Source organism: Micromonospora sp. NPDC048169 (assembly GCF_040652815.1).
In the GTDB taxonomy this organism is placed as follows: Bacteria; Actinomycetota; Actinomycetes; order Mycobacteriales; family Micromonosporaceae; genus Micromonospora.
On record NZ_JBEZMS010000003.1, the window covers coordinates 39,118 to 59,458 of the forward strand.

The window sequence follows — 20,341 nt, forward strand, 5'->3', positions numbered from 1 at the left end:
CTGTGCTGACGGACGGTCCGTCAGCACAGGACATGACGACTCGCAGGTCTGCCCGAATCGCCGCCCTGGCACTGTGTGTGCCGCTGGTCGGTGCGATCGCCGGCTGCATCCCGCTGATAGGCGAAGAGTTCACGTTCAACTGTCCGCAACCCGCCGCCGCGGGCCTCGGCATCGCGGTCGGCGCCCGGGCCAACAGCCCCGCCCCGGCCCTGACCACCGACGTGCGCAAGCTGATCGTCGACACGATGAACGGCTGCGGCAAGATCACCACGATCCGGGTGGACGGGCGTCCCAGCATCGTCGACGACGCGGTTTTCGGCACCCAGGCGAAGACCAAGTCCAACTTCGCCATCGACCAGAAGGCGTTCCTGGACCGGGTCGGCGCGATGATCGCGAACGCGAAGGCAGGGGCACCAGAGGCGAATGTGCTGAAGGCGCTGAGCGTGGCGTCGGACGCGGCCGGCCCGGGCGGCACGGTGGTGCTCGTCGACTCCGGCGTGCAGACCACCGCCCCGCTCGACTTCCGCAGGAACGACCTGCTGTCGCGGCGTCCGGAGGCTGTCGCCAAGCTGCTCCGGCAGCAGCGTCTGCTGCCCGACCTCCGGGGCCGGAAGGTCATCATGACCGGCCTCGGCTACACGGCGATGCCGCAGGAGCAACTCGACGACCGCAACCGGTCGACCCTGGTGAACCTGTGGCGCGAGATCGTCCTCGCCGCCGGCGCGAAGGATCCGGTGATCGACTCGAGCGCCAACACAGCGGATTCCGCCGTGACCAGCCCGACCGTGAGCGTGGTGCGGTTCGTGGTCGGCGACATCCGGCCCGACTGCGACACGCTTGCGGTCTTCCCGGACAGCGGCGCGGTCGGATTCGTCCCCGACGAGGCGGAACTCCGTGATCCGGCCGGCGCCCGCAAGGTCCTCGCCACGTTCGTCGCGTTCCTGCGCGGTAACCCCACCGCGCAGGTAGTGGTCAGGGGATACGTAGCCCACTACGGCGCCGGCGACCTGTCCCAACGCCGCGCCGACCGGGTGAAGCGGGAGTTCGTCGCCCTGGGCGCCACCAACAGGATCACCGCGAAGGGAATGGGTTGGGGCCCGTACCCGAGCGTGAGTGCCCCTCCGGACGAACGGTACGACCAGAAGAACCGCATGGTCACGATCGAGGTGAGCTGTTGACCACCGTGGAACTGAGCGAGGCTGCGCCGGCCCCAGCGGCCTGGACGGACATCCCGAATGCCGGACCTCATCGACCTGGCCCGGCCTTCCTCACGGCGGTGGTGCCCGAAGCGAAGGGGCCGTCCCGGTTTCCCGAAACGGCCCCTCATCTGCTCGGGCGCCACGATCCCGTTCTGCGTCAGATGAGCGACGATCAGCCCGTGGTGCAGGAACGGATCTGAGCTCTGGCACCGCTGTTGCCGTTCATCATCGTGGTGAAGCCGAAGGTGTTGCCGCTGCCGTTGGACCGCATCGTCATCACGTAACCGGTGCTGTCCCAACTGGGGGAGCCGTTCCAGGTAGTGACGATCCGCTGCGGCGCGGTCACCGCCACGACCACCGTCCAGTTGCTGGCCCCCTGAACCGTCACCGACGTGTTGTACCGGTCACCCCAGACGTTGGGAGTCGTCGCCGTCGCTGTGCACCCGCTGGTGGGCGGTGGAGTGGTCGGCGTGCCGGTCGGCGGCGGAGTGGTCGGCGGCGGAGTGCCGTCCGGGGCCACCGCTCGGCCGGTGCTCGGTGAGATCATGCCCGGACAGAGGTTGCGGCTGCTCAGGTTGGCCATGATCTGCGGAATCGCATCGCGGGTGTTCTGTATGCCGTCGTGCATCAGGATCACCTGGCCGGCCTGGAGGCGGCTGGCGTTGGAGACGATCTGGCTGACGCTGGCGCCGTTCCAGTCCTGGGAGTCGACGTCCCAGATCACCTGGCGCAGGCCAAGCGACGTGGCGACCGACTGAAGGGTCGAGTTGGTCTCCCCGTAGGGCGGGCGGAACAGCTGCGGCCGGACGCCGGTCGCCGACTGGATGGCTGAGTTGGTCTGGGCGAGGTCCGACTGCATCTGGCTCTGGCTCATCGAGGTCATGTGCGCGTGGTTCCAACTGTGGTTGGCCACCCACATGCCCGCGTCGACCTGGGCGCGCGCGGCGGACTGGTTGCTCTGCACGTTCTGCCCGACGTTGAACATGGTCGCCCGTACGCCGTTCGCGCGCAGCACGGAGAGCAGTGCGCTGGTGCTGCCGGTCGGCCCGTCATCGAAGGTGAGGCCGACGTACCCGTTGCAGACGGCGGCGCTGGACGGAGTGGCGGCGACCGCGAGACCGGCGGCGCTCAGCGCCACGGCAGAGGCGAGCACGGCCAACCGCGTGAGACGCGATGTTCGGGGGGTGGACGGGCGGCGGGAGCCGCCGATGCTGGAGTACATGCGCAGGTCCTCCTTGGGACGGGTGACACCTGACGACGCATGGCTTCAATCGACACAGGTTGATGTCGCCGTGTTCGGAGTATTGCAGCGGCGTTTCGAACAGGTCAATGATTTTCCGGAAGTTTTCCGGAAAGAGTCAGCCCCTAGTCAGTCGCCATGCATCCCGGTGCCGTGCTGTCCTTCGCTACCGTCAGCCTGGGGCAGCGCACGGCCGCTGGCCGACCTCCACGATCGCCTGGACGATGGTGCCGGCTCCCGTTCCGAGGTAGGCCGCGTTGCGTCGTTCCTGATCCGGCATGTGCGGTCAATCGCTTCGGATTCGTCTCACACTCACGTCACCGTGATATCGCGATAGCGCCACCTACGGAGGTGTCGAATGGCCAACATCCTCATCCGCGATCTCAGTCAAGAAGCGGTCGACCGCATCGACGCGGCGGCCGCCAGCCTGGGGCTGTCGCGCAACGAGTACCTACGCCGCAAGTTCGAGGAGAACATCATCCCCGCTGGCGACCGGACGGTCACCGCCGAGGACTGGCAACGGTCCGCAGAGGCATTCGCCGACCTTGCCGATCCCACGGTCATGGAGGCCGCGTGGCGGTGACGAGCTGGCTGATCGACAAGTCCGCGTACGTCCGGCTCCAACTCGGCCAAACGACCAACCGTGACCAGTGGAGCGCACGCATCAGCCGGGGGCTGGTCCGGCTCTCCACCATCACGCGCCTCGAACTCGGCTACTCGACGCGCTCCGGAGAAGCGGGGCGCCGACAGTTCGCCGCCCCACCGCTGTCACTGATGCCGATCGAACACCTCACACCCGCCATCGAGGACCGCGCACTGGAAGTACAGATGCTGCTCGCTGACCGTGGCCAGCACCGAGCGCCGCCTATCCCCGACTTGCTGGTCGCGGCGACCGCTGAGAAGACCGGCCTGACGGTCCTGGCCGTCGACGAGGACTTCGACCTCATCGCCGCGCTAACCGGCCAGCCGATCGAAACCCTGCCCAGCTGAGCGATGAGCCGGGCCTGTCGCGTTCGGCGTAAGCATGATCGACTCTGGCTTGTCCGGGGCGTAGCCTGTCAAGCCGGTGCGGGATTGAGTGGCCCGACGTTCCGCTTCGGCCCGGATGCGGTCGAGTGCGCTGACCTAGATTTATACGAATTTGCCCGAATTTGTATGTAGCATCTTCGACGGATCGTGACATCAGAGGGCGTTCCCCTCCCCCAGGCGCACCCATAGGTGCGCGATCAACCGGGGGACGCTGACGAAGCCGTGGGCGTAGGTCATCCTCGTCCTTGACCCCAGGCACTTTGCCCCTCAGCTTCGCTTCGAGGCACTACGCCACCTCCGCCTCAGGGGCGGCGGTGTCTCGGACAGAGTTGAGGATCGTGATCAGGCGGTCGACGTCGGCGGACGGGAAAATCGAGTCCGGCCCTTGCGGGGCGATGTCGCTGAACGGCGAATCGTAGAGCCGCTCGGGCTCCATGACCCCGTTCTGGGTCAGATGGGCGACGATCAGGTTCACGAAGTTGATCTGGCTCGCGGTGAGCGTCCGGCTGGTCAGGAAGTCACCGAACGCCTCGGTGGCGGCTTCCCGGTCGAGGCCGACCAGCGAGCGGATGAACAGGCCGAGCCCGTGGGCCGAGCGGCGGGCCTCGTCGATGTCCTCGGTGCCGCCGCCGCTGGCCGCCAGCATCCGCTCCAGCTCATCGAGGTCGGCCGGGGAGAGCTGCTTGTTGCGGCGCAGCTTCTGCAACGCCAGGTGGTCCTCGTGGGCGCGCAGGTACACCCGGGCCTTGGCGCGGAACCGCTCGAAGTCCGTGCCAATCTTGATGGAGCAGCAACCACCCGAGCATCTGACTCGTCGACAGGCCCCGCCGTCAGGATCCGACCACGCCCGCACGCTGCAGGAACGGTGCCAGAGGCGACTCTGCGTTACGAAAAACCAGTCTCAGTGGCGGACGTGCCACCCGAGTGGCACGAAAAATGCCCCTCCGTCTATCGACGGAGGGGCATTTTCCCTGTTCAAGTGGTGCGCCCGAAGGGACTCGAACCCCTAACCTTCTGATCCGTAGTCAGATGCTCTATCCATTGAGCTACGGGCGCCTGGTGCTCGGCCAGTCTACACAACCGGCTTTCGCGCGGAGACTCCGGGATTCGAACCCGGGAGGGGCTTTAAGACCCCAACCGCATTAGCAGTGCGGCGCCATAGACCAGACTAGGCGAAGTCTCCCTGGTGACCCCGAGGTCACCGCGCCCGAGGATACAGGGCCGTACCCGCCCGGGGCAAAGCGACTATCGGAACCCGCCCCCATGACCGTGTCTTGGTCGTGTGCCAGATCACGCCCACGGCTACGCTCCATCGGTATGCAGGAGCAGCCGCCGAGCGATCCGCCCCGTCGCGAGCCCGCCCCCAAGGCCCGGCGGAGCCGCTCCCCACGACCGACGTTCAGCCCGCCGCCCGCACCGGACCCCGCTGCGGAGAGCGCGACGAGCGACACACCGACGCCCAGGCGCCCGCGCCGGGCGGCGCCCACAGTCGTCTTCCAGCCGCCGACGCCGGCCGCCGACGCACCGCCGGCACCGCGCCCGCGTCCGGCCGCCGATCCTTCACCTGCCGATCCGGGTACGCCCGGCGAGCAGGCCGCCCCGGAGGCTGCTGGCAGCGGCCCGGATGCGCCGCCGGCAGACCAGGCCATTCCAGGGACTTCGACGACTCCTTCGGGTACGACCGCCGCCGAACGGACCGCCGCCGGAGACGGTGAGGAGCCGGTCCACGAGCCCCAGCCGGAAGCCGCGACGCCCGCGTCGAGCGCCGGGGAGGGCGCGCTCGCCACCGACGAGAGACCTGTCACAGCGGAGCAGCATCAGGCCACCGAACGTCCGGCCGAGGAGGAGGCGCCGAAGCGGACGCGCCGCGCTCCCGCAGCCAAGAAGGCCGCCCCGGTCGCGAAGAAGGCGGCTCCGGCGGTCAGGAAGGCCGCTCGGAAGGCGTCGCCGCCGAAGCGCGAGACGAAGGCCGCTCGGGCAGAGGTCACTGCCACCACCACCGCAGCCGACGCGGAGCAGTCCGACGAGACGACGCGCCGGCCGGCAACGCCCGCGGCCGTCGTCGGACAGGCGGCTGGACGACCTGACTCCTCGCGTACGCCGGTGGAGGGCTGGCGGGCGGTCGGGCCGAAGCTGCGCGACCACCCCGGGTTCGCGCCGGAGCTGCTGGCCCTTGCGGCAGTGGAGGTGCTCGGGCCGCGGGCCTCGGCCTGGGTGGAGCAGGTCCGGCGGGCCTACCCGGAGGCGGACGCCGACGGGGTGGCCCGGCTGGCGACCCGGCGGTTCGTCCGGATGGCCGGTACGGGTGGGGCGCTGGCGGCGGGCGCCGGGCTGTTCGCGCCGGTCGCGGAGCTGGCGACGGTGCTGTGGACGCAGGCGAACCTGGTGTTGCACCTGGCGGCGGCGTACGGCCGGGATCCGGCGCATCCGGATCGGGCGGCCGAGCTGCTGGTGCTGACGTCGGTGCACCCGGACGACGGCACCGCGCGGGCGGCGTTGGCGGCGGCTCGGGCGGCGGACGCTCCGGCGGACGGTCAGTGGGGGCGGGTGGCGCAGGCGGCCTGGCGGCTGGCCACGCCGGTGGCCGCGCAGGCGGGTGGCTGGATCGGGTTGCGGTTGGCCGCCCGGTTGCTGCCGGGCGCGGCGGCGCTGACGGCCGCGACCGGCGGCACGGCGGTGGCCGAGCGGGTGGCGGCGCGGGCGGTCGCCCGGTACCGGCCACCCCGCGCCTGACCGGCAGCGGCACCGAGCCCACCGCGCCTGATCGGCGGCGGGGCGGCGAGGTGGCGACTGCCTAGAGCCAGTCGAACCAGGATTTCGGCAGCATCGCGTAACCGACGAATGCGAAGATGTCGAGCAGCGTGTGCGCGACGATCAGCGGGGCGACCCGGCGGGTGCGCAGGTAGAACAGCCCGAAGATCACGCCCATCACGGCGTTGCCGACGAACGCGCCGAAGCCCTGGTAGAGGTGGTAGGAGCCGCGCAGCAGCGCGCTCGTGGCGAGCACCGCGCCGATCCGCCAGTTGAGCTGCCGCAGCCGGGTGATCAGGTAGCCGACCACGATCACCTCCTCCAGCACGGCGTTCTGCACGGCGGCGAGGATCAGCACCGGCACCGCCCACCACAGGTCCGGAAGCGCGGCCGGGACCAGCGTGGCGTTGAGGCCGAGCTGCGCCGCTGCCCAGAACAGCGCCAGCCCGGGCAGGCCGATGAGCGCGGTCAGGCCCGCGCCCCGGACCAGGTCGGAGCCGGGCCGCCGGAAGTCGACGCCGAGCGTCCGTGCCGGGTCGCCGGGGTCGCGCGCCAGCAGGTGTACGGCGAGCAGCACCGGCAGCAGCGCGAAGACGATCCCGAGCAGCTGGTACGTGAGATCGAGGTACGGCCGGGCCGACGCGGAGGTGTTCAGCGCGGCGGTCTGCTTGGACAGTCCCCCGGTCGCGGTCAGCTTGGCGATCAGCGAGACCAGCGCGTACACGGCCGACTGGCCGAGGGACAGACCGAGCACGAGCAGCGTCTCGGTGCCCAGCATCCGGCGGGAGACCGGGCGGGCCAGCTCGTCAACCGTCACCGGACCATGAAAGCACTTCGGTGATCGGGCCGGACGGTCGCACAGTCTGTGCGACCGGCGTACACGCTCCGTGGACATTCTATGGCTGCCGATCCGCCGTACGGAGAAGGAGCGTGCCCCCGTGGAGAACTTCGCGCGGCTGCTGAAGGAGAGCTGGGCCCTGGTCGAGGAGGAGCGGGAGCGGCTCAGCGGTCATTTCTACGCCCGGCTGTTCCTCCTCGACCCGGAGCTGCGCAAGCTGTTCCCGGTGCAGATGAACGGGCAGGGGGACCGCATCCTGGAGGCCATCGTCACGGCCACCCAGACGGTGGGCGACCCGGAGAGCTTCGACGAGTACCTGCGCGCGCTCGGCCGGGACCACCGCAAGTACCACGTGGCGGCCGGGCACTACGCGACGATGGGCGTCGCGCTGCTCGACGCGCTGCGCAGCACCGCCGGGGACGGCTGGAACCTGGAGTACGACCAGGCGTGGCGGGAGGCGTACGCGAGCATCAGCGCGCGGATGCTCGCCGGCTCGGCGGCCGACGAGAACCCGCCGTTCTGGCACGCGGAGGTGCTGACGCACGAGCGGTACGGCCCGGACACGGCGGTGCTGACCGTGCGTGCGCTCCAGGATCCGCTGCCCTGGCTGGCCGGCCAGTACGTGAGCGTGGAGGTGCCCCGCTACCACCCGCGGGTGTGGCGGACGTACTCGGTGGCGAACGCGCCGAACGAGGAGAACGTGCTGGAGTTCCACGTGCGTACGCCGCCGGGCGCGGCCGGTTGGGTGTCCGGCGCGCTGGTGCGCCGCACCAAGCCGGGCGACCTGCTGCGGGTGGCCGCGCCGATGGGCTCGATGACGCTGGACCCGGACTCCACCCGGGATGTGCTCTGCGTGGCCGGCGGGGTCGGCCTGGCGCCGATCAAGGCGCTGGTGGAGGAGCTGACCCGGGTCAACCGGACCCGCTGGGTGCACGTCTTCTACGGCGCCCGCCGCCCGGACGAGCTGTACGGGCTGCCCGGCCTGGAGGACCTGGTGGCGTCCCACCCGTGGTTGTCGGTGACGCCCTCGTGCAGCGAGGACCCGGGATTCGGCGGCGAACTCGGTGAGGTCTCCGAGGTGGTCACCCGGTACGGCCCGTGGACCACGCACGACTGCTACGTCTCCGGCTCGGCGGGCATGGTCCGGGCCACCCTGCGGGCGCTCGCCGCCGACGACGTACCGCCCGACCACATCCGGTACGACACGTTCGGCAGCCTCTGATCTTTCCTCCCCCCGAGCCGGGGGGGGGGGGGGCCCCCCCCCCCGGCGCCCCCCCCCCCCCCCCCCCCCCCCCGCCCCGGGGGGGGGGGGGGGGGGGGGCGCGCCCCCCCCCCCCCCCCCTGTCCGCCATACTATCTCCGCCCCCCCCCCCCCCCGGCGGGCGCCCCCCCCCCCCCGGGGCCCCCCCCCCCCGGCCCCCCGTTCTCAGTAGCGCCAGGGGTTTCCGGTCTCGCGGTACTCCTCCACCGGCACCAGCGGCACACCGGGCGCCATGCGGTCGACGTAGAGGCGCCCGTCCAGGTGGTCGATCTCGTGCGCGACCAGCCGCGCCATCGCGTACTCGAAGGACGTGATCACCCGGCTGCCGTCCCACAGGGCGTGTTCCACGTCGATCCGCAGCGGCCGGGGCACCAGGCCTCTGTGGTCGAAGAAGGAGAGACAGCCCTCGTACTGCTCGTCGGTCTCGGCGGCGGCGTCCACCACCCGGGGGTTGAGCAGCACCACCGGTTCGGCCGCGCGGTCGGCCGGGCGCACGAGCGCGGCGGACCAGCCGATGCCGAGCTGCGGGGCGGCCAGGCCGACGCCCTTGCTGAACGGGTGCAGCTCGTCCAGGCGGGCCAGCATCCCCGCGAGCCGGTCGATCACCTGCCGGGCGTGCTGTTCGTCGGCCGGGAGGTCGAACTGGCGGGCCCGCTGCCGCAGCAGGTCGTCGCCGCGCTGCACGATGCCCACCGCCCGCATCCGGTCGCTGGCCCGCACCCGGGCGCCACCGGTCGGCGCGCTGTCCGGTTCGGCGTCCGGCTCGGGGCTGCGGAACCGCCACTGCATCCGGTATCGGGCGTTCAGCGGCGGGTCGTCGGTCCCCCAGTCGAAGATCACCCGGTCGCCGTCCACCGCCCGCTGGATCGGGGTACGCAACGGCCCCTCCTCCGCCGACAGCGAGGTCTCCGCGCCCCACACCTTGGGGTCGAGGTCCGCGGGCAGGTCGAGCCGCACCGCCAGGTGCCGGGTGGGCAGGCGTACGGCCCGCTGGAACCAGGGGCCCCACTTGTCCCGGCCGACGCGGTACGCGTACTCGATGGTGACCCGGTCGCCGGGATAGAGCGGGAACCGTCCCTCGTCGTTCTCGAACAGCACCCAGATCTCCTTGAACGCGTCCCGGTCGTGCTTGGCCCGCCAGTGCATCGGCTCGCGTCCGTTTCCGTCGTCCCGGTAGGCGGTGAGCTGAAGCTCGGCGAAGGTGAGCGGGTGTTCCCGGTGGTGCCGGTTGGAGCGGCCCGGGTCGTTCGGGTAGCGGTCGACGGCGACCCGGACCAGGTAGCGGGTCACCGGTTCGGTGCCCGCGTTGTACAGCTCCCGGCGGATCGCGCAGTGGTAGCCGTCCCCGGTGTGGGTGAGCGTGGCCACCTCCTGTTCCACCACCAGGCCGGTGCCCGGCGGCAGCCACTGGCCGGGGACCGGGTCACGGTGCGCCGCGCCGGCCCGGCCGTGCCGCAGTTCGTCGTACTCCCGGAAGCGTTGCCAGATCGCGCCGCCGGCCTCCAGGACGGCCTCGGCCCGGCGGGCGAAGTCCTCGGTGGGGCGGTGCCGTCGCCCTTCGACGTGGCTGACGTAGGACGGGTCGAAGCCCATGAGCGTCGCCAGCTGCTTCTTGGACAGCCCTCGGCCGGTACGGTGCTGGGCGAGTGCCGTCGCGAACGAGTCGGCGGCACGCTCGATCGGTGAGGTCGTCATCAGCTTCCTCGTACGCGGGAAGACCATTTTCACGTTCAGTGGCCGAACGTGTACGGAAACTGCCTCGTATTCGACACTCACATTGACTTTTCAGCGACGTACGTCGATCATTACGTCGTCTGCCGCCGGGCTCCGGCGGCGTTTTTCGTCTCCCGGGCCGGGTAGTCCCCCGGCCGGAGCGGAGTGACCGGGACCTCCCCGCGACGCCCGGGACGCCACTTCCCCTCCCGCCCAGGGAGTGGTTAGGCTAGCCTTAGCTTTGGTCGACGGCACGCGCCGACCGGCACGGCGAGCGGACAGGGGACGGCCAGGTGACTGCGGTGATGCCGGGGCGCGACGCCGCCACCCCGCTCGCCCCGGTGACAGCGACCCTGCGCGCCATGTTCGGCACCGACGACCTGCCCGGGCTCGCGCCCGGCCTGCTGGTCCACGACGAGCTGGACCGCTGGTCCCCGGCCACCCGGCTGATCGACGGCACGCTGCTGTCCGAGTTCCTGACCGCCGCCGGCCGCCGCTGGGGTGGCACCCCGCACGCCTGTGCCGCGCTGGCCTGGAAGTCCTACAGCTACTGGACCGCGCTGCCCGCCGTGCTCGGCTGGGCGTCCGCCCGCCGGGTGCCGCTGCTCGACGCGGCCGACGTGCTCGTGCACTTCGAGGACCACCACCAGCTCCTCACACTGGGGCTGCGCGCCTCGACGCCGGTGGCGGTGCTGCCCGGCGACCCACTGGCGCTGGCCGGCGCCCCGGGCGTACTGGTGGTCCCGGACGAGGCGGCGCTGCTCGGCGCGCTGCGCGCCTCACTGCTCGACGCCCACTTCGCCCCGCTGATCGCCGCCATCCAGGGCGAGGTCCGGATCGGCACCCGTACGCTGCTCGGCTCGGTGGCCTCCGGCATCGCGCACGGCATCCTGCGCGCGTCGGACGCGCTGCCGGGCTCGTCCACGGCGACCGTCGGCACGCTGCTCGACGCGCTCGACCTGAGCGACCTGATCGAGCTGGTGCCGGGCCCGGCCGGCGAGCCGACGGTGCAGCGGCGCACCTGCTGCCTGGCGTTCACCCTGCCCCGGCCCAAGGTGTGCCAGGGCTGCTGCGTCCGCCAGGCCTGACCGCTCAGCCGACCAGCGGCCGGACGTCCCACAACCACACCCCGCCGGTACGCCTCGGCGTGATCCCGCTCAGCTCCGTCATCGCCCGGCGCAGCGCCTCTGCCTGCGGCAGCCGGGGGTCGAGGATCACCGCCCCGGCTCGCCAGTGGCGCAGGTCGTCCACGGCGGCCACCCGGTCCTGCGGCGTGATCGGCGGCACCCCGTCGGTACGCCGTACCGTCTCGAAGAACGTGCTGGTGGGACGCGGCGGCGCGGTGAAGAGGGCGATCCGGTCCCCGCCGGGGCGGGTGTCCGGATAGAGGAAGTAGCCGCGCGCCAGCGGCATGTCCAGCCGGGTCTCGGCGGACCAGCGCAACGGGACCGCGTACGTGGTGTCGGGCAGCGGCAGCGTGACGATGCTCCGCCCGTCGGCGACGTACGGGCGCCAGGCGCCGGAGGTGACGAACGCCGGGGTCGGTTCGAGGCGCTTGGCGGGCAGCGGGGTCGGCAGGATCGGCACGAGCGCCATGGCGAGCACGGTGACGGTGGCGAACCGGATCTGACCGCGCGCGTCCGGGTGCCGCACGGCGAGCCGCCGGGCCCGGTCGACGCCGAGCGCGAGCAGCACGCCGATGATCGGGGTGAGCGCCAGCGACCAGCGGGTGGGCACCACCGAGTGCAGGACCGGCAGGTTCTCCAACGCGGCCCAGGGGCCGGGGATGCCGGTGTCCCGCCCGTCGTAGCGGATCTCCCGGCCGAGCGAGAAGAGGGCGAACACGAGCCCGAGCGCGGCGAGCCCGAGCACCACCGCGTTGCGGCGCAGCCACCAGACCAGCGCGAGCACCAGGATCACCAGCGGCCAGCCGAAGAACGCGTTCTCCTCGGTGGCGTTCTTGACGAGCGGTTCGCTGCCCCGGGCGTCGCCCGCCACCGACTCCCGGGACCAGGCCACGTACGCGGCGAGGTCGGTGGAGTAGCCCCGGATCAGCGTGGAGAGCCCGCTGTACGAGCCGGGGCCGAAGAACTGGACCCAGAGCGGGTACGCGAGCAGCGCCCCGGCGACCACTGCGGCCACCGCGAGCCCGGCGGCGAACGGGCGGGCCGCCGACCGCAGCTCGGGCCGGCCGAGCGCCAGCGCGAGCACCACCACGCCGAGTCCGATGGCGGTCATCAGCAGGATCTCCAGGTTGAGGAACGCCTGCCAGACCACCACCAGGGCGAGAAGTAGGCCGTTGCGCAGCCACCGGCCGGGCTCGGCCAGCCGCAGCGTCCGCCAGATGATCAGCGGCACCACGAACTGGCTGACGATGTTGGGGTGCGAGTTGGCGTGCGAGACCATGGCAGGCGCGAACGCGCAGAAGGCCGCGCCGAGCCAGGCCGGGCCACGGGCCCCGACCACCACGCGGGAGAGCAGGAAATACCAGGCCACTCCGGTCGCGGCGAGCCCGAGTGTGAGGAAAATCAGGAATGACCAGCGCGGCCCGGCCCAGAGGGTTATCGGGGTGAGCGGTATGGATACGGATAATACGGACGTATTAGCCATCAGATTGACGACGTCCGGCACATTCATCCGGTCGGAGGTGAACGGATAGGCGAAATCAGTGACGACTCGCGCACCGTGCGCCATCATCCATTCGAATTGCGCCTGATCTGTCCGATTATCTCGAATGCCATTGCGGGGATCCACCCACAGGCGAGCCGTCACCCAGAGCGCGAGCAGCACGAAGCTGAGCACGGCCAGCGCGTCGATCCGCCTGCCCCGCCCCGATTTCGCCGAGTCCACGTCCGAATCCGGAGTAGTCATGACATTTCAGAGCGTAGTCACGGAATGGCGGTCAGGTGCGAGGTTCCGCAGACTCACGTAGTATGTGCCGGGTTCGCCGACCCGCCGATCCGACGCCCCTCCGGACCACAATTCGGCCCATCTGCGTCCCCCGATTTCCCCAACAGGCATCCAGATGGTTGACTCTGACGGTCCAGGCGCGGGTCAGTCATATCGTGAGGAATCGACGCATGGCAGAAATCACTGGGGATCAGCGCGTCCAGTCCGAGGTGCTCGAAGGCCTGGCGACAGCTGTCAACCACCGGCAGTGGTTCGTCGAGCTGGCGGTGCCCTACCTCGGTGACAACCCGATCGAGATCGGCAGCGGACTGGGCGACTACGCCTCCGCCTGGGCCGCACACGCGCCCCGGATCACCGCCACCGAGGCCGACCCCGACCGGCTGATCCAGCTCAAGGAGCGGCTGTCCGACCAGCCCCGCGTCGAGGTCCGCGAGATGCTGCTCCCGCACCACGAGCGCGGCGACTACAGCGCGGCCGTGTCCTACAACGTGCTGGAGCACATCGACGACCACGTCGGCGCGCTGCGCAGCATGCGGGAGCTGGTCCGCCCCGGCGGTGCGGTCGTCATCATCGTGCCGGCTTTCCAGTTCGCCATGAGCCCCGCCGACATCGCCACCGGCCACGTCCGCCGCTACACGAAGAAGACGCTCGCCGCGGCGATGACCGAGGCGGGCCTCACCGTCGAGCGGATCCACTACGCCAACGCGCTCGGACTGATCGGCTACTTCATGGCCACCAAGGTCTTCCGGCTGATGCCGAAGGAGGGCCCGATGGTCAAGGTGTACGACACCCTCGTCCTGCCGGTCACCAAGGCCGCCGAGCAGATCGTCCGGCCGCCCTTCGGCCAGTCCGTCTTCGCCGTAGCCCGCGTGTAAGGAAGGGCCCCTTGTTAACAGACGTCTGTTAACAAGGGGCCCTTCCTTACACCTCACTCCTTGATCTGGTACGTGGGGCGGATGACCGCCCGGGCCAGGGTGTGGAACGCCAGGTTGAAGCCGACGAACGCCGGGCTCGCCCCGGCGGGGATGTCGAGGCGGTCCACGTCCACCGCGTGCACCGCGAACACGTACCGGTGCGGGCGGTCCCCGGCGGGCGGCGCCGCGCCCCCGTAGCCGGTGTCGCCGTAGTCGTTGCGGACGCTGAACGCGCCGCCCAGATCGGCCTCGTCGACCCCGCTGGGAAGCTCGGTGACGGACGCCGGCACGTTCACCAGCACCCAGTGCCAGAAACCGCTGCCGGTCGGGGCGTCCGGGTCGAAGCAGGTGACCACGAAGCTCTTGGTCTCGGCCGGGAAGCCCGACCAGGACAGCTGCGGTGAGACGTTCTCGCCGCCGGTGCTGCCGTGCGCGTACCGCGCGTCCATCGGCTCGCCGTTGTGCACGTCGTCACTGGTCAGGTCGAACGACGGCACCGTCGGCAGCAGCTCGTACGGGTCCGGGGCGATCGGTCGTTCCAGGGTCATCGAAACGGTCCTTCCGGGTACGCGAATGTCCTGCGCCCCTTCATACCCCGTTGTCCGCCCCGCCGTGCTGCCGGCGCACCATCTCGTTGATCCAGACCGGCGCGTACGGCGACGTGCAACCAGGCGGCGTCGGATAGTCCCTCAGCACACCGAGCCGCTCCCCGATCCCGATCGCGCGCTCCCGGTACGCCGGGTGCTCGATCCCGATCTGCGCCAGGCAGTGGTTCATCGCCCACTGGAGGCGCTCCGGCGCGCCCGCCATCTCCGCCTCGATCACATCGAGCAGACCGGCCAGGTCCAGCCCGTCCGGAGTCCGCGCCACCCGCTCGGTGGTCAGCGCCCAGCCGGCGCTCGCCGCCACCGGATCCGGATCGGCCGACCAGGCCAGGCGCAGCGGCTCGGCGTGCGGGCTCTTCTTCACCACGTAGTTCACCAGCCAGTCGTGCACCTTCGGCGTCCGCGCCTCGCGCAGCATGGCGTCCAGCTCGTCCCGCCCGTACGCCTTCGGCCGGCAGATCAGCAGCGCCAGCAGCCGGGCCGCGCTGTCGCCGGTCGCCCACAGCTCGCGGGCCAGCTCCTGCTGCGTCTTCAGCCGCTTCGCGATCACCCGCAGCTTGCCCAGGTTGACCCCGTGGTCGTCGCCGTGGCGCTCGTTGACCGCGCGGATCTTCGGGTCGTCGAGCTCGGCCAGCTCGGCTGTCACCTCGGCCACCGTCGTCGTCTCCGCCACCAGGGCCTCCCGCCGTGTCCGTGTCCCGCAGCCTACGGCCGCACCCGGCGCTCCCGCTGTTCCGGCGCCCCGCCGTCCCTTCCCTTCGCCGCCCCGCCGCCGTCGCCCACATCCCGGCACCGCACATCCGTCGCGCTGGTCGCGACGCCGGGCTGACCGAGGGGCTACGCGACGTCGGACAGGCGGCAGAGCTCTCAGCGGCCCTATCCCTGACGCGCTCAGGGCGCGGTGGTGGTTCCTGCCATCGACGTTTGCCCGGTACCCGGGTTTGCCTATACGTACCGCTTCGCGGGTCCGGCACGTGTACCCGTCTGTCGTCTCCTACTCTGACGCCTTCGGAGGGCATCGGGGAGGCATGGGTGACGGATGTCGATTGGTCGCGAATGGGGTACGGGTCGTGGTCGGACCTTGCCGTGGTGCGGGAACGGCTCGCGGCCGGCGCTGACCCGAACACCCTCGTAGGCGGGCGCGGGCGGCCATTGCACCACGCGGCGCAGATGGGCTCGTCCGAGGTGGTGACGGAACTGGCCCGGGTCGTGGACGACGTGGACGCCGTGGACGACGGACGCACCGCGCTCTGGCTCGCCGTACATGCTGGCAAGCCCGCCAACGCCCGCGCGCTCGTGGCCGCCGGCGCGGATCCGGAGCTGCCAATGATGGCCGGCTGGTCACCGGCGCGGCTGAGCCTGGCCGGGGCGACGCCTGCTCTGTTCGACACGAGCGTGACGCTGACGGAGGCGGAGGCCGCCACGGTCGCAGAGGCGCGCAGGCTCATCGACGCGCTGGCCGATATCGACAGCGAAGGTATGAGCCTGTGCTGCGTGGCCGGGATCGACGCTACCGAGGCGGTGCGGCGTCTGGACGCCACGGTGATCGAGGATCAGATCGTCGTCGAGGACATGTGGGACGCTGACGAGGACGAGTCGATCCGGATACTCGGGGTCACAGACGTGCCGGGCGGCTTCGTCGTCAGCCAGCCCTGGGCGTACGGCGCATCAATGCCGTTGGTCGCGCTGCTGCTGTCGGCTGACACGGTGTGTTACGGCATGTACGTCAACCCCAAGAGCGGCAACCAGGGCGCGGCCGTGCACGATGGTGTCATCACCGGCTGGGGCCTGAACCCGGGCGGCGGCTGGTCTGAGGCGAACGCCTCCACGGCCGAAGTTCTGCGCGATTTCCTGTACCGGGGCCACGCCATCGAGTACTGCTGCGCCTACGCCGCGGTGCGCCCTGCCGACGCCCGCCCATTCACCGAGCCGGACCGGTGGGTGCGGCTGCCCGCCCGCGACTGGTGGGCAGTTTCGGTGAACTAACGGGACGAAGTGAGACTGACTCGCCATTCACGGAAGCGCCCCCCGGCCAGCATTCGCGCTGGTCAGGGGGAGTTTGGCTGTCCAGGTGGGCGGAGGGTGTGGGATTCGAACCCACGAAGACATCGCTGCCTTACCGGTTTTCAAGACCAGCGCCATCGGCCACTAGGCGAACCCTCCCGGCACGCCCCCGAGGGGTGCGCGACCGGAACCAGTCTGCCACGAACCCCGTACCGGGCAAGCCGCCGTCCCACCTCCCCTGCGAGAATGGGTGCGTGTGGCAGAGCCCGGCAGTAGTGCTGATCAGCGGAATCATGGCGGCCGGCAAGTCCACAGTGGCCGAGTCGCTGGCCCGGCGGCTGCCCCGCGCGGTGCACCTGCGCGGCGACGTGTTCCGCAGCATGATCGTCAGCGGGCGGGCCGACATGACAGCCGAGCCCACCGACGAGGCGCTGCGGCAGCTCCGGCTCCGTTACGACCTGGCCGCCTCGGCCGCCGACCGGTACGCGGCGGCGGGCTTCACAGTCGTACTCCAGGACGTGGTGCTCGGCGCGGAGCTGCCAGCCATGATCGGCCGCATCCGGCACCGCCCGCTCGCCGTGGTGATGCTCGCGCCCCGGCCCGAGGTGGTCGCCGCCCGCGAGCGGGACCGGCCGAAGAACGGGTACGGCGACTGGCCGGTGGCGGACCTGGACGCCGGGTTCCGGGCCGACACGCCCCGGCTCGGGCTGTGGCTGGACACCTCCGAGCAGACCCCGGAGGAGACGGTGACGGAGATCCTCGCCCGCGCGTGGACCGACGGGCAGATCGGGTAAGACTGAGGCATGCGCGCGATCACGATCACGGAACCCGGCGGACCCGAGGCGCTCGTCTGGACCCAGGTGCCGGATCCGGAGCCCGGCCCCGGTGAGGTGATCGTCGAGGTGCGCGCGAGCGCGGTGAACCGGGCCGACCTGTTGCAGCGGCAGGGGCACTACCCGCCTCCGGCGGGCGCGTCCGCGTACCCCGGTCTGGAGTGTTCGGGGACGGTGCGCGCGCTCGGTCCCGGCGTGACCGGCTGGTCGGTGGGCCAGGAGGTCTGCGCGCTGCTCGCCGGCGGCGGGTACGCCGAACAGGTGGCGGTGCCCGCCGGGCAGTTGCTGCCGGTGCCGGCCGGGGTGGACCTGGTCGACGCGGCGGCGCTGCCGGAGGTGGCCAGCACGGTCTGGTCGAACGTGGTGGACCTGGCCCGGCTGGCCGAGGGGGACACGCTGCTGGTGCACGGCGGCGGCAGCGGGATCGGCACGTTCGCGATCCAGCTCGGCGTGGCGCTCGGCGCGACGGTGGTGACGACCGCCCGTTCGGCGAAGCACGAGCGGCTGCGCGAGCTGGGCGCCGCGCACACGATCGACTACCGCGAGCAGGACTTCGTCGACGAGGTACGCCGGGTCACCGGCGGCCGGGGCGCGGACGTGATCCTCGACATCATGGGCGCGTCCTACCTGCCCCGGAACGTGGCGGCGCTGGCGACCGGCGGGCGGCTCGTGGTGATCGGCATGCAGGGCGGGCGCAAGGGCGAACTCGACCTGGGGATGCTGTTGGCGAAGCGCGCGGCGGTGCACGCGACGGCGTTGCGGTCCCGCCCGGTCGAGGAGAAGGCGGCGATCGTCCGGGGCGTACGCGAGCAGGTGTGGCCCCTGGTGGAGGCGGGCCAGGTCCGGCCGGTGGTGCACGCCCGGGTTGACATGGCCGACGCCGCCGCCGCGCACCGCCTGGTGGAGACGAACGACCACCTGGGCAAGGTGCTGCTGGTCCGGTGAGGGTCAGCCCTGGCCGGGGCGCGGGAGCATGAGGCGCGGGCCGGGGCCCTCGGCGGCGAGCGAGTCCTCCGGGTTGTAGAGCGTGCAGCGCTGCAACGACAGGCAGCCGCAGCCGATGCAGCCGTCCAGGTCGTCGCGGAGCTTGCCGAGCAGCCGGATCCGCTCGTCCAGCCGGTCCCGCCAGGCGCGGGACAGCGCGGCCCAGTCGTCCGGTGTGGGGGTGCGCCCCGACGGCAGCGAGTCCAGCGCCGCCCGGATCTCCTCCAGCGACACACCCACCTGCTGGGAGATCCGGATGAAGGCGACCCGGCGCAGCTCGGTGCGGGCGTAGCGGCGCTGGTTGCCGCCGGTGCGGGCGGCGTGGATCAGGCCGAGCCGCTCGTAGTACCGCAGCGCCGAGGGGGCGACGCCACTGCGGTCGGCGAGCTGCCCGATGGTCAGTGTTGCTTCGTGCATCACACGGCCTTGAGTTGAAGTTCGCTTCAAGTCGGAGGCTATCGGTATGACGACCACCACCGCCAGCGACCTGGGCGCGCTCCTGGACCGGGTACGCGCCGGACGCGAGTTCGGCGCCAACGTGTACTCCACGCTCGACGTGCTCCAGGTGCTCTACGACCGGGTGCTCCGGATCACCCCGGCCACAGTGGCCGACCCGGACCGGGACCGCTTCCTGCTCTCCAAGGGCCACGCGGTCGCCGGGTACTACGCGCTGCTCGCCGCCCGTGGCTTCGTACCGCCCGAGTGGCTGGACGACCAGGGCGGCCCGGCGAGCCGCCTCGGCGACCACCCCGACCGCACGCTCGTGCCGGGCGTCGAGATCGGTTCCGGTTCGCTGGGCCACGGCCTCGGGCTGGGCGTGGGCACCGCGCTCGGGCTGCGGGCCCAGGGCCGCACCGAACCCCGGGTGTACGTGCTGCTCGGCGACGCCGAACTCGACGAGGGCTCCAACCACGAGGCGATCGCGTACGCGGGCGCGACCGGGCTGGGCAACCTGACCGCGATCGTGCTGGACAACCGCTCGGCCACGTACGGCTGGCCGGGCGGCGCGGCGAGCCGGTTCACGGTGAACGGGTGGAGCGCCGCCACCGTCGACGGGCGCGACCACGACGCCCTGCACACCGCCCTCACCGGGCACGACGAGCACCGGCCGCACGTCGTCGTCGCGGTCGTCACGGACGGGGAGTGACAATGACCAGCACCATGCGGGACGCGTTCGTGACAAGCACCGAGGAGGTTCTCGCCGATCCGCGTACGACAGTCGTGCTCGCCGACATCTCCGCCGCCGCGTTCGAGCCGGCCGCCGCCCGGTACCCGGACCGGGTGGTAAACGTCGGCATCCGGGAACAGCTGATGATCGGGGTGGCCGGTGGGCTGGCGCTGACCGGGCAGCGGCCGATCGTGCACAGCTACGCCCCGTTCCTGGTCGAGCGGGCGTACGAGCAGATCAAGCTGGATCTCGACCACCAGGACGTCGGCGCGGTGCTCGTCGGCATCGGCGGCTCGTACGACCGGGCGGCGGCGGGACGCACCCACCTCGGGCCGGCGGACGTGGCGCTGCTCGACACGCTCGACGGCTGGACGGTGCACGTGCCGGGGCACCCGGACGAGGTCCGGCCGCTGCTGCGTGACGTGGTGTGCGGGCAGGACTCGGCGTACCTGCGGCTGTCCGTCCGGACCAACGCGCGGGCGTACCCGCAGGCGGGTGACCTGCGTGTGGTGCGGGACGCCGGGCCGGGCGCGCCGCTGCTGGTGGCGGTCGGTCCGGTGCTGGACGCGGCGGTGGCCGCCGTCACCGACCGGCCGGTCACAGTGGCCTACACGCACCGGCCGCGCCCGTTCGACACCGCCGGGCTGCGGGCACTCGCCGGCACCGAGGTGATCCTGGTCGAGCCGTACCTGGCCGGCACCTCGACGCGGGTGGTGTCCGAGGCGCTGGCCGACCGGCCGCACCGGCTGCTCGCGCTCGGGGTGGGCCGCGGGGACCTGCGCCGCTACGGCAGCGCCGAGGACCACGAACGCTGGCACGGCCTGGACGCCGCAGGGCTGCGCCGCTCGGTCGACGCCTTCCTCACCTGAGCGTCCCGGACACGGCGGAACCC

The 20,341-nt window shown here is 71.5% G+C and carries 21 protein-coding genes and 3 tRNA genes; 13 read left to right on the plus strand and 11 right to left on the minus strand.

Annotation, left to right across the window (positions count from 1 at the left end; genetic code table 11):
- Window positions 1-32: 32 nt before the first annotated feature.
- Window positions 33-1,178 carry an OmpA family protein gene (locus tag AB0D28_RS03735; protein ID WP_357381880.1) on the plus strand — a complete coding sequence of 382 codons (1,146 nt, stop codon included), beginning with the start codon at window positions 33-35 and terminating at the stop codon, window positions 1,176-1,178.
- A complete protein-coding gene (locus AB0D28_RS03740) occupies window positions 1,175-1,399 on the plus strand; it encodes a hypothetical protein (RefSeq protein WP_357381882.1) in 225 nt (74 codons plus the stop codon). Before AB0D28_RS03735 ends, AB0D28_RS03740 begins: the two co-directional genes overlap by 4 nt.
- Here the strand turns inward: AB0D28_RS03740 and AB0D28_RS03745 are convergent.
- Window positions 1,372-2,421, minus strand: coding sequence for a polysaccharide deacetylase family protein (locus tag AB0D28_RS03745; RefSeq protein WP_357381884.1), 1,050 nt, complete (start codon window positions 2,419-2,421; stop codon window positions 1,372-1,374). The two genes, AB0D28_RS03740 and AB0D28_RS03745, sit on opposite strands and share 28 nt — an antisense overlap.
- 376 nt (window positions 2,422-2,797) lie before the next feature.
- Here AB0D28_RS03745 and AB0D28_RS03750 point away from each other — a divergent pair, with 376 nt between their 5' ends.
- Both AB0D28_RS03750 and AB0D28_RS03755 read left to right on the plus strand, forming a co-directional pair.
- Complete coding sequence (locus AB0D28_RS03750) at window positions 2,798-3,022, plus strand: hypothetical protein (protein ID WP_357381886.1); 225 nt, start codon at window positions 2,798-2,800, stop codon at window positions 3,020-3,022.
- Window positions 3,013-3,429, plus strand: a complete 417-nt coding sequence (locus AB0D28_RS03755; RefSeq protein WP_357381888.1) for a PIN domain nuclease — start codon at window positions 3,013-3,015, stop codon at window positions 3,427-3,429. Before AB0D28_RS03750 ends, AB0D28_RS03755 begins: the two co-directional genes overlap by 10 nt.
- Before the next feature lie 325 nt (window positions 3,430-3,754).
- Here the strand turns inward: AB0D28_RS03755 and AB0D28_RS03760 are convergent, their stop codons facing one another.
- From AB0D28_RS03760 to AB0D28_RS03770, 3 genes are all read right to left on the minus strand, one after another.
- Window positions 3,755-4,321 carry a type I restriction-modification enzyme R subunit C-terminal domain-containing protein gene (locus tag AB0D28_RS03760; RefSeq protein WP_357381890.1) on the minus strand — a complete coding sequence of 189 codons (567 nt, stop codon included), beginning with the start codon at window positions 4,319-4,321 and terminating at the stop codon, window positions 3,755-3,757.
- Between the two features lie 127 nt (window positions 4,322-4,448).
- Window positions 4,449-4,524 (minus strand) — tRNA-Arg (locus AB0D28_RS03765).
- A gap of 36 nt (window positions 4,525-4,560) precedes the next feature.
- Window positions 4,561-4,651 (minus strand) — tRNA-Ser (locus AB0D28_RS03770).
- Window positions 4,652-5,571: 920 nt separating this feature from the next.
- On the opposite strand from AB0D28_RS03770, the gene AB0D28_RS03775 reads away from it, so the two are divergent.
- A complete protein-coding gene (locus tag AB0D28_RS03775; RefSeq protein WP_357381892.1) occupies window positions 5,572-6,201 on the plus strand; it encodes a hypothetical protein in 630 nt (209 codons plus the stop codon).
- Between the two features lie 61 nt (window positions 6,202-6,262).
- Here AB0D28_RS03775 and AB0D28_RS03780 read toward each other — a convergent pair whose 3' ends face one another.
- Complete coding sequence (locus AB0D28_RS03780; RefSeq protein ID WP_357381894.1) at window positions 6,263-7,036, minus strand: CPBP family intramembrane glutamic endopeptidase; 774 nt, start codon at window positions 7,034-7,036, stop codon at window positions 6,263-6,265.
- A 121-nt stretch (window positions 7,037-7,157) separates the two neighbouring features.
- Between AB0D28_RS03780 and AB0D28_RS03785 the strand changes: the two genes are divergently transcribed.
- A complete protein-coding gene (locus tag AB0D28_RS03785; protein ID WP_357381896.1) occupies window positions 7,158-8,279 on the plus strand; it encodes a globin domain-containing protein in 1,122 nt (373 codons plus the stop codon).
- Between the two features lie 204 nt (window positions 8,280-8,483).
- Here the strand turns inward: AB0D28_RS03785 and AB0D28_RS03790 are convergent, their stop codons facing one another.
- Window positions 8,484-10,013, minus strand: a complete 1,530-nt coding sequence (locus AB0D28_RS03790) for a peptide deformylase (RefSeq protein ID WP_357381898.1) — start codon at window positions 10,011-10,013, stop codon at window positions 8,484-8,486.
- A gap of 323 nt (window positions 10,014-10,336) precedes the next feature.
- Here AB0D28_RS03790 and AB0D28_RS03795 point away from each other — a divergent pair, with 323 nt between their 5' ends.
- Window positions 10,337-11,119, plus strand: a complete 783-nt coding sequence (locus tag AB0D28_RS03795; protein ID WP_357382292.1) for a hypothetical protein — start codon at window positions 10,337-10,339, stop codon at window positions 11,117-11,119.
- A gap of 4 nt (window positions 11,120-11,123) precedes the next feature.
- On the opposite strand, the gene AB0D28_RS03800 is transcribed toward AB0D28_RS03795, so the two are convergent.
- Complete coding sequence (locus tag AB0D28_RS03800) at window positions 11,124-12,902, minus strand: hypothetical protein (RefSeq protein WP_357381901.1); 1,779 nt, start codon at window positions 12,900-12,902, stop codon at window positions 11,124-11,126.
- Between the two features lie 209 nt (window positions 12,903-13,111).
- Here AB0D28_RS03800 and AB0D28_RS03805 point away from each other — a divergent pair, with 209 nt between their 5' ends.
- On the plus strand, window positions 13,112-13,816 hold the full coding sequence (locus AB0D28_RS03805) for a class I SAM-dependent methyltransferase (RefSeq protein WP_357381903.1): 705 nt from the start codon (window positions 13,112-13,114) through the stop codon (window positions 13,814-13,816).
- Window positions 13,817-13,869: 53 nt separating this feature from the next.
- Here the strand turns inward: AB0D28_RS03805 and AB0D28_RS03810 are convergent, their stop codons facing one another.
- Window positions 13,870-14,403 (minus strand): YbhB/YbcL family Raf kinase inhibitor-like protein, encoded by a 534-nt coding sequence (locus AB0D28_RS03810; protein ID WP_357381905.1) that lies wholly within the window; start codon window positions 14,401-14,403, stop codon window positions 13,870-13,872.
- Window positions 14,404-14,443: 40 nt separating this feature from the next.
- Window positions 14,444-15,133, minus strand: coding sequence for a DNA alkylation repair protein (locus tag AB0D28_RS03815; protein WP_357381907.1), 690 nt, complete (start codon window positions 15,131-15,133; stop codon window positions 14,444-14,446).
- A 359-nt stretch (window positions 15,134-15,492) separates the two neighbouring features.
- Here AB0D28_RS03815 and AB0D28_RS03820 point away from each other — a divergent pair, with 359 nt between their 5' ends.
- The gene (locus tag AB0D28_RS03820; RefSeq protein ID WP_357381909.1) at window positions 15,493-16,446 is read left to right on the plus strand and encodes an ankyrin repeat domain-containing protein; all 954 of its coding nucleotides are present in this window, start codon (window positions 15,493-15,495) and stop codon (window positions 16,444-16,446) included.
- A 90-nt stretch (window positions 16,447-16,536) separates the two neighbouring features.
- On the opposite strand, the gene AB0D28_RS03825 is transcribed toward AB0D28_RS03820, so the two are convergent.
- A tRNA-Ser gene (locus tag AB0D28_RS03825) sits at window positions 16,537-16,623 on the minus strand.
- Between the two features lie 95 nt (window positions 16,624-16,718).
- On the opposite strand from AB0D28_RS03825, the gene AB0D28_RS03830 reads away from it, so the two are divergent.
- Both AB0D28_RS03830 and AB0D28_RS03835 read left to right on the plus strand, forming a co-directional pair.
- A complete protein-coding gene (locus tag AB0D28_RS03830; RefSeq protein ID WP_357381911.1) occupies window positions 16,719-17,258 on the plus strand; it encodes an AAA family ATPase in 540 nt (179 codons plus the stop codon).
- A gap of 9 nt (window positions 17,259-17,267) precedes the next feature.
- Entirely contained in the window at window positions 17,268-18,242 is a 975-nt protein-coding gene (locus tag AB0D28_RS03835; protein ID WP_357381913.1) for an NAD(P)H-quinone oxidoreductase, read from the plus strand.
- A gap of 3 nt (window positions 18,243-18,245) precedes the next feature.
- Here the strand turns inward: AB0D28_RS03835 and soxR are convergent, their stop codons facing one another.
- A complete protein-coding gene (gene soxR, locus AB0D28_RS03840) occupies window positions 18,246-18,698 on the minus strand; it encodes a redox-sensitive transcriptional activator SoxR (protein WP_013289249.1) in 453 nt (150 codons plus the stop codon).
- A gap of 46 nt (window positions 18,699-18,744) precedes the next feature.
- Between soxR and AB0D28_RS03845 the strand changes: the two genes are divergently transcribed.
- Both AB0D28_RS03845 and AB0D28_RS03850 read left to right on the plus strand, forming a co-directional pair.
- Entirely contained in the window at window positions 18,745-19,428 is a 684-nt protein-coding gene (locus AB0D28_RS03845) for a transketolase (RefSeq protein WP_357381915.1), read from the plus strand.
- Window positions 19,429-19,442: 14 nt separating this feature from the next.
- Window positions 19,443-20,318 (plus strand): transketolase, encoded by an 876-nt coding sequence (locus AB0D28_RS03850; RefSeq protein WP_357382294.1) that lies wholly within the window; start codon window positions 19,443-19,445, stop codon window positions 20,316-20,318.
- Window positions 20,319-20,341: the final 23 nt, after the last annotated feature.

What these genes read in the sequence shown, in the direction of transcription:
- AB0D28_RS03735 (WP_357381880.1), top strand. Translation starts at nt 33, where the DNA reads ATGACGACTCGCAGGTCTGCCCGAATCGCCGCCCTGGCACTGTGTGTG.
- AB0D28_RS03745 (WP_357381884.1), bottom strand. Translation starts at nt 2,421, where the DNA reads ATGTACTCCAGCATCGGCGGCTCCCGCCGCCCGTCCACCCCCCGAACA.
- AB0D28_RS03750 (WP_357381886.1), top strand. Translation starts at nt 2,798, where the DNA reads ATGGCCAACATCCTCATCCGCGATCTCAGTCAAGAAGCGGTCGACCGC.
- AB0D28_RS03790 (WP_357381898.1), bottom strand. Translation starts at nt 10,013, where the DNA reads ATGACGACCTCACCGATCGAGCGTGCCGCCGACTCGTTCGCGACGGCA.
- AB0D28_RS03795 (WP_357382292.1), top strand. Translation starts at nt 10,337, where the DNA reads ATGCCGGGGCGCGACGCCGCCACCCCGCTCGCCCCGGTGACAGCGACC.
- AB0D28_RS03800 (WP_357381901.1), bottom strand. Translation starts at nt 12,902, where the DNA reads ATGACTACTCCGGATTCGGACGTGGACTCGGCGAAATCGGGGCGGGGC.
- AB0D28_RS03805 (WP_357381903.1), top strand. Translation starts at nt 13,112, where the DNA reads ATGGCAGAAATCACTGGGGATCAGCGCGTCCAGTCCGAGGTGCTCGAA.
- AB0D28_RS03810 (WP_357381905.1), bottom strand. Translation starts at nt 14,403, where the DNA reads ATGACCCTGGAACGACCGATCGCCCCGGACCCGTACGAGCTGCTGCCG.
- AB0D28_RS03835 (WP_357381913.1), top strand. Translation starts at nt 17,268, where the DNA reads ATGCGCGCGATCACGATCACGGAACCCGGCGGACCCGAGGCGCTCGTC.
- soxR (WP_013289249.1), bottom strand. Translation starts at nt 18,698, where the DNA reads ATGCACGAAGCAACACTGACCATCGGGCAGCTCGCCGACCGCAGTGGC.
- AB0D28_RS03845 (WP_357381915.1), top strand. Translation starts at nt 18,745, where the DNA reads ATGACGACCACCACCGCCAGCGACCTGGGCGCGCTCCTGGACCGGGTA.
- AB0D28_RS03850 (WP_357382294.1), top strand. Translation starts at nt 19,443, where the DNA reads ATGCGGGACGCGTTCGTGACAAGCACCGAGGAGGTTCTCGCCGATCCG.